The organism is Spirosoma gilvum, from assembly GCF_054776815.1.
In genome coordinates, this window is the sequence record NZ_BAAHBH010000027.1 from 23,545 (window position 1) to 31,007 (window position 7,463).

Annotated in this window: 5 protein-coding genes; 2 read left to right on the forward strand and 3 right to left on the reverse strand. The window is 47.2% G+C overall.

Features of this window, described 5'->3' with window-relative positions; translation table 11 throughout:
- Positions 1–7: 7 nt before the first annotated feature.
- Both ACYVFD_RS35510 and ACYVFD_RS35515 read right to left on the reverse strand, forming a co-directional pair.
- Positions 8–1,846, reverse strand: a complete 1,839-nt coding sequence (locus ACYVFD_RS35510; protein WP_461095372.1) for an ABC transporter ATP-binding protein — start codon at positions 1,844–1,846, stop codon at positions 8–10.
- A 112-nt stretch (positions 1,847–1,958) separates the two neighbouring features.
- Positions 1,959–2,981 (reverse strand): glycosyltransferase family 4 protein, encoded by a 1,023-nt coding sequence (locus tag ACYVFD_RS35515; protein WP_461095373.1) that lies wholly within the window; start codon positions 2,979–2,981, stop codon positions 1,959–1,961.
- A gap of 331 nt (positions 2,982–3,312) precedes the next feature.
- On the opposite strand from ACYVFD_RS35515, the gene ACYVFD_RS35520 reads away from it, so the two are divergent.
- Positions 3,313–4,356 carry a glycosyltransferase family 4 protein gene (locus tag ACYVFD_RS35520; RefSeq protein WP_461095374.1) on the forward strand — a complete coding sequence of 348 codons (1,044 nt, stop codon included), beginning with the start codon at positions 3,313–3,315 and terminating at the stop codon, positions 4,354–4,356.
- 118 nt (positions 4,357–4,474) lie between these two features.
- On the forward strand, positions 4,475–6,661 hold the full coding sequence (locus tag ACYVFD_RS35525; protein ID WP_461095375.1) for an alpha-galactosidase: 2,187 nt from the start codon (positions 4,475–4,477) through the stop codon (positions 6,659–6,661).
- On the opposite strand, the gene ACYVFD_RS35530 is transcribed toward ACYVFD_RS35525, so the two are convergent.
- The gene (locus ACYVFD_RS35530; RefSeq protein WP_461095376.1) at positions 6,651–7,166 is read right to left on the reverse strand and encodes a MarR family winged helix-turn-helix transcriptional regulator; all 516 of its coding nucleotides are present in this window, start codon (positions 7,164–7,166) and stop codon (positions 6,651–6,653) included. The two genes, ACYVFD_RS35525 and ACYVFD_RS35530, sit on opposite strands and share 11 nt — an antisense overlap.
- Positions 7,167–7,463: the final 297 nt, after the last annotated feature.

Genomic DNA, 7,463 nt, shown 5'->3' on the forward strand with positions numbered 1-7,463 from the left:
CAGATGTTCAATGAACCAGTTCCTGCATCATGTTCAGCCGCTTGTAAACGCTGTCTTTGCTGTTGAGCAATTCGTAGTGATTACCCCGCTCAATGATTTTGCCGCCTTCCATGATCAGAATTTCGTCGGCTTCTTTGATGGTGCTGAGCCGGTGGGCAATTACCAGCGTGGTACGTCCTTCCATCAAATTGTTCAGCGCTTCCTGCACCGACTTTTCGGATTCAATATCCAGCGCCGAGGTAGCTTCGTCCAGAATTAGGATAGAGGGTTTTTTGAACACAGCACGGGCAATGCTCAACCGTTGTCGCTGCCCTCCACTCAGTCGAAGGCCCCGGTCGCCGATGACAGTGTTGTAGCCATCTTCTGTATCCATAATGAAATTATGGGCGTTGGCAATTTTAGCTGCTTCAATCACTTCTTCCAGACTGGCATCGGGCCGACCGAGGGCGATGTTGTTGAAAATCGTGTCGTGAAACAGAATGATCTCCTGCGTGACAAAGCTCATCTGCTGTCGTAGCGACTCCATGGTGTAGTCCCGGACATCGATGCCATCAATTTTCACACTACCCCGTGCGGCTTCATAGAATCGGGGAATCAGGTCGGCAATGGTCGATTTGCCGACACCCGAAGGGCCTACCAGCGCTATTTTCTGGCCCTTGGAAATTCGGAAATTGATGTTCTTCAACACAGGTTTGTCGCCATATTGAAAACTGACATCCTCGAAAACAATGTCTCGCCGGAAGCTTCTCAGCTCCTGCGCAGTTGGGCTATCCTCAATTTCGATAGGCTTGTCCAGCAACTCCAGGATCCGTTCGCCCGCAGCCTGCCCCTGCTGAATATTCGTCAAGGCCACCACAATGGCCTTGGCTGGGCGGATCACCTGCGAAAAAATGGCGATGAACGCAATGAATGAACTGGCCTGCAGATTACTCTGGCTGCTCAGTACCAGACTGCCGCCATACACCAGAATACAGGCCACCACAAACACCCCCGACGCTTCAGAAAAAGCCGGAGCCAGTTCCCGTCGTTTGAACCCTTCCAGGCTGGCCTGTCGGTAGAAATCATTCTCGCGACTAAATCGCTTAAGCACGAAACCCGTCGCGTTGAACGACCGAATAATCCGCATACCCAGCAAGGTTTCGTCCATCAGGGTCAGCATCCGCCCCATCGACGACTGGACGTCCTGCGCTTCTTTTTTGAGTTTCTTGGTCACTGCTGCAATGCCCACCGCCGAAATCGGGATAATGACCAGCGTAAACAGGGTGAGTTTGACCGAAATAGCGAATAATGCCACGAAATACCCAATCAGCAGGTAAGGCTCCTTGAACACCACTTCGATAGAACTACCAGCCACACTCTCAATGGCATACACATCGCTGTTCAGCCGGGAAAGCAGATCCCCTTTATGTTCTTTGGTAAAATAGCCCAAGTGTAGCGAATTGATCTTTTCAAAGAGTGCTTCGCGTAATCGCTTGACGAGCAACGTCCGGGCATTCAACAGACAACGCTGCGCCAGAAACCGAAACAGATTGGTCAGAATAACCGACACCACGATCATACCCGCCAGAAAATAGAGCGCGTGTATTGGGTTGGTCGTTTTGAACTGATAAATAAAATGGTAGAATGTATCTTTAAAATACGCGGGCGAGAATCGAAACTCGGGTACCGAAGCAAACCGGGCGGCATCGGCTGTGTTGATGGGATCGAAGAGGAAGTTGAGCAGTGGAATGATCAACGCAAACTGAAATACGTTGAAAAACACCCCAATAAGGGTAAATACAAAAAAGGGTATAACGAATTTTCCATAAGGCCGGGCATAGGCCATCAGCCGCCTATAAATCTTCATTCGGTGTGCTTTGATCTATTTTATTGAGCGATTGAGTGAATGAGTGATTGAGCAAATAAATCTACCTTACCACTATTCACTCAATCACTCAATCGCTAATTCACTCAATTAATTAAACCAGTGATCGGTACACATTCATGTATTTTCGGGCCGAATCTTCCCAGTTAAATTGGGCGCTGTATGCCTTTAACGCTTCGATCATTTGATTGCCAGCGCGTTTGTACTGCTGCATACCCGCCATAAAATCAAGATTCATATTATCCAAATCATGGAAGTAAAAAGCCAGGTCTTTCCCGATCTCGGGCAGGGCAGTATGCATCGACAAAAAGACCGGCTTCCCCGCCGACATAGCTTCGGTAACCGGTAGCCCGAACCCTTCGGCCAGAGAAGGCATCACCACCGCCTGACAATTATGATAATACCACGATTTTTCTTCTTCCGTGATTTCATTGACCAGATGCATACGGTCGTCAACGTTCAGTTCGGATGCATGTTGCCGCAGAAAATGGGCGTAATCCTTATCCTCATGCCGCCCTGCCAGAATCAGTTCCAGAGATGGGTTCTTTTGCAGTAAAGGCAGAATCTGGTGCTGATTTTTCTTACGGGTGATCACCCCCACATTGAACAGGAACGGAATTCTGGGTCGATACGAACGTGGCATCAATACGGGCTGGTGCAGCCGATTGGTACCATTGTAAATCACATAAATGGGTCTGTCATCGACCTTACAATGGGCCAGTACATCTTTTTTGGTGAATTCGGAAATGCAGACAATGGCATCGCTCCGGTCAATATTCTGCTGTAATTGAGCCAGACAACGGGCTTTTTTATGCTCAGGCTTGTCTTCGTGTAGAAAATTAAGGTCATGAATCGTCAGCAACACCTTAATTTTCTTATTCCTGCGGGGCAGGTACTGCGAACTCTGGTAGGTACTATGCCAGATATTGTACTGACTTACCGATGGCATCAGAAACTTTTGCAATGAATGCTGAGCAATGCAGGTTGTCGATGACTCAAATATAGCCCGAACATGGTCTGGGATAAAGACAGCCAGTTCCTCCCGACTCATCGTATCCCGCAGCGCCTTGCCCAGATTAAGGCAATAATAGTATAGGCCCGTATTGACATACTTCATTCGCTCACAATCAAAAACGACACGCATCATAATAGAAACCCTCCTAACGTTGAGAAACTGAGTGAATTTTAAAACTGACCACCTACTCGAACAGTTATACGACTAATACGCCGGTTTTTCGGCCTGCAAGAACAAACCCTGGCCTTCGGATTAAGGCAATTCTGAGCGTGTAACTGCGAGAAAAGGTATAGGTGGTGCAACGAAGGGTTTAGTATTAACAGTACGGGTTGTTAGGTGATAATGTTGCATAAAACGCTAAAAAGCGATTGTGCGGCCCTGATTCAATCCTCTTTTTAGGCTTATGTCCCGTATCATTTTTGACTGCAACCTGATGAAATTCCCGCATTCTGGCCTGTATCATTACTGCCAGAATCTGGGTGAACATATCAATAAACTGCTGGTAGAAACAGACCAGCCACTGATGCGCATGTATTTGCCGCCCCGCAAAAAATTGTCGCTCAATCCCCAACCCTACCACCTGGTCGAGCAGAAGTGGCATAAACTGCTCCAACCATTTCTGCTCAAATGCCGTGTGTGGCATGCGCCGTTTCAGTCAGGCCGAATTCTGCCTGATAAAAAGCGGTTTCCAAACCTTAAAGTCGTGCTGACGATACACGATTTGAACGTATTACATGAGGGGAAACCCGACGATGTTCAGCAGAAAAGTCTGGCACATACGCAATCACTGATCGATCAGAGTGATGCCATCATCTGCATATCTGAGTTTACCCGAAACGATGTACTCACGCATTGTAATGTTGGCGAAAAACCTGTCCACGTTATTCATAATGGGGTCAATAAACTACCTGATGTAGAAGCAACAGAGGCAAGTATGTATAAACCCGAGCGGGAATTTGTACTGGGTATTGGGTATCTAAATCAAAAGAAAAATTTCCATGTCCTGTTGCCTTTGCTGGAATCGAATCCAGAGTTGGAATTGATCATTATTGGCCATCACGACGATCCTGATTATGCGGCCAACATGCAACAACAGGCGTTACAGTTGAGGGTGGCTAACCGACTGCATTTACTGGGTATGGTATCAGAAACAGCTAAAATCTGGTATCTGCAAAACTGCAAAGCCCTCGTTCACCCGTCGCTTGCCGAAGGCTTTGGTCTAACGGTTATTGAAGCCATGCAATTTGGCAAACCAGTTTTTCTATCGGACCGTACCTCCCTGCCCGAAGTAGGGGGCGATGCGGCCTTCTATTTCCCGAGCTTTGAAGCCGATGCTATCCAGGAAACGTTTCGTCAAGGTATGGTAGCCGCCGAGTGTCCTGAGCGGAAAAAAGCCATTGTCCAAAACGCTGCCCGTTTCAATTGGGAAAAAAGCGCCCAGGAATACCTATCTGTTTATCAATCTATAGCAGGTTAAATTCTCTATATATCTGTTGGCTCGTCCGCGATTGCATCGCGGACGAGCGATTAGAAAATCATACGTTCCTTGCTTTGTCTTACCTATTGGTGCGCTTATAACCAAACGTTTCAATTGGATGAGACCGCTTTTCTGCACGTTCTATTGCTGTCTGCTGGCAACACTTGGCTTTTCCCAAACTCAAAAATTACCTATCTATCAACCCCGTGCGTTTACTGGTGATTGGTTGATAAGTCCCGTTACGCAGAAAGCGGGTGTTTACATGACAACCAATGGGAAAGATATTGTATTGGCCAACGGCTTACTGACACGTCGGTTCCGAATCACGCCCAATCTGGCTACGGTCGATTACAAAAACTTGACTACAGGTGAACAATTTGTTCGGTCGGTACGGCCCGAAGCGATACTAGTTTTGAACGGCAAAACGTATCAGGTCGGCGGGTTATATGGGCAGAAAGAACATGCTTATTTACGCGAAGACTGGATTGATCAGTTTACGGCCAACACAAGTGATTTTCAATTTAAAACCTTCTCGGTATCGCCCATAAAACCCTACCTGAACTGGCAGCCACGCACCTGGACCATGAACCGTCGTCAGCCAACTGGTCAGGAACTTCAACTGGTTTTTGATTCCAGCCTACCTGAACTCAATGGTGTTGAGGTAATCGTACACTACGCGCTCTACGATGGCATTCCTACACTCTGCAAATGGGTAACCCTTGCCAATAAATCGACCTATCCAATCCATATCAACCAGATTATCAGCGAGGTACTAGCTACTCCTGAAGAAGAATCGGCCGTGGTTGGCAAGCCCGACCAGATGAAAAAACCGCAACGGATTTACATCGAAAACAACTTTGCCTTCAACAATGCCATGCGATACGACCTCTCTGATCAGGCCACACACTGGCATACCGATTCGCTGTACACATCGCAGGTCAATTACAACTATGAAACACCCTGTCTGCTGGAAGTTTACCCAACCGTCGGCGTGGGTATTGATCTGGCTCCTACGCAAAGCTACACCTCCATTCGTACGTATGAACTACTGCTCGATTCGTATGACCGTGAACGCAACGGACTAGCCCGCCGACGTTTTTACCAGACAATAGCCCCCTGGACGACGCAGAACCCGATTTTCATGCATCTGGTCAGTACAGATCCAGCAGTCGTCAAAAATGTGATTGACCAATGCAAAGAAACCGGCTACGAGATGGTGATTCTGAGCTTCGGCAGTAAGCTTAACATGGAAGATACGAGTCAGGCAAACATACAGAAATTCAAAGCCCTGGCCGATTATGCGCACGCCAAAGGCATTTTACTGGGCGGCTATTCACTGTTCAGCAGTCGCCGAATCGACGACGAAAATGATGTCATTGACCCCAAAACCGGCCTACCCGACAAAGGAGCCTTCTTTGGTCATGCGCCCTGCCTGGCCAGCCAGTGGGGGATCAACTATTTAAACAGCCTGAAAAAATTCATCATCGAAACCAGATTCGATCTGCTGGAACATGACGGTCCCTATCCGGGCGACGTTTGCGCTTCCACCAAACACCCCGGTCACAAAGGTCTGGACGATTCGCAATGGGTACAGATGGAGATGCAGAAGAGCTTTTACCGATTCCTGAACGAGCGGGGTGTGTATATCAACGCACCCGACTGGTATTTTATGGACGGTACCAACAAAATTGCCCTGGGCTATCGGGAAGTCAATTTTTCGCTCTCTCGTGAACAGCAGAAACTCTTGAATCGACAGAACATTTTCGACGGAACCTGGGAAAAAACATCGGCTATGAGTTGGGGATTTGTACCCCTCACCAAATACCAGGGGGGCGGTCCCGAAGCCGTGCTGGAGCCACTAAGCGAACATTTGGGCGATTATGAACAACTTATGATGCAGTACTACGGTGCGGGCGTTCAGGCCTGTTACCGGGGCCCTCGCCTATATGATACCGAAGCAACCAAGCAGACCGTAAAACGGGTGATCGACTGGTCAAAAAAGTATCGCCTTATCCTAAACTCCGACCTGATTCACCTCCGCCGACCCGACGGCCGCGACTGGGATGGTATCATGCACATCAATCCAAGTGGAAAAGAAAAAGGGCTGGTTATGTTGTTCAATCCATTAAATACCAGACTTTCGCGAACTATAAAACTACCATTGTACTACACGGGTCTCAGACAAACGGCCCAAATCAGGCAGGGCGAGAGAAAAGCGAAAACCTATACGTTAAACCGACAATATGAAGTCGAAATTCCGGTTACGATCGAACCTGAGAGTTACGGCTGGTGGATTATTGAATAATGGAAAACTGATCGCCATCGGCGTCTACTTCACTAAGTGATTCATGATAGGCAATGATTTGGTAAAGCACCTCTACGGCTGTGGCAAAGTTTTCCTCGCCGACGAGCGCTTTATAGGTATCGGTTAGCTTTTCCTGCTCTTTCTTAGCCGTTAGCAACAGCTTTTGTCCCTCTTTTGTCAACGTGATTTTTGAACTGCGGCCATCGCGTTTACTTCGTTCGGTTGCAATCAACCCTTGGGCTTCCATTTCTTTTACCGTTCGGCTCATGGCCTGTTTAGGCTGCATCGCTCGTCGGGCCAGTTCCTGATTCGTAACACCATCCAGGCTGATATTCGTCAAAAACCGCATAAAGGAAGCTTTGAACGGAATAGTCGATTTCTCATTCATCGCCCGCTGCATCCATAAGTCCGACAGACGCTTGGTAACGGCAATCAGTCGCCCCCAGTTGCGGTCATTATGCTGCATATACATAGACAACTCTTTCGCTAGTTTCTTTTTCTTCATGCTGTCAGTCTTTTTAATTAGCAAAGATACACTCAATAAATATAGTCATCATTGATTACTATTTAGTCAACAATTACGACTAGTTTTGCCAGCATTAATGGAACGCAGATTTTTATGATGATTATGATCTGTGTAAATCATAATCATCATAAAAATCTGCGTTCTATATTAATACACTGTAAACTAAGTATTATAGTATTTTAGGAGTATGAAAAAGCAACACGTAATGCTGAGCGATGAACATCAGAATCACCTGCGTCAACTCCTGAGCAAAGGTACTCTGTTCGCTAAAACCTT

What these genes read in the sequence shown, in the direction of transcription:
- ACYVFD_RS35525 (WP_461095375.1), top strand. Translation starts at nt 4,475, where the DNA reads ATGAGACCGCTTTTCTGCACGTTCTATTGCTGTCTGCTGGCAACACTT.
- ACYVFD_RS35520 (WP_461095374.1), top strand. Translation starts at nt 3,313, where the DNA reads ATGAAATTCCCGCATTCTGGCCTGTATCATTACTGCCAGAATCTGGGT.
- ACYVFD_RS35530 (WP_461095376.1), bottom strand. Translation starts at nt 7,166, where the DNA reads ATGAAGAAAAAGAAACTAGCGAAAGAGTTGTCTATGTATATGCAGCAT.
- ACYVFD_RS35515 (WP_461095373.1), bottom strand. Translation starts at nt 2,981, where the DNA reads ATGAAGTATGTCAATACGGGCCTATACTATTATTGCCTTAATCTGGGC.
- ACYVFD_RS35510 (WP_461095372.1), bottom strand. Translation starts at nt 1,846, where the DNA reads ATGAAGATTTATAGGCGGCTGATGGCCTATGCCCGGCCTTATGGAAAA.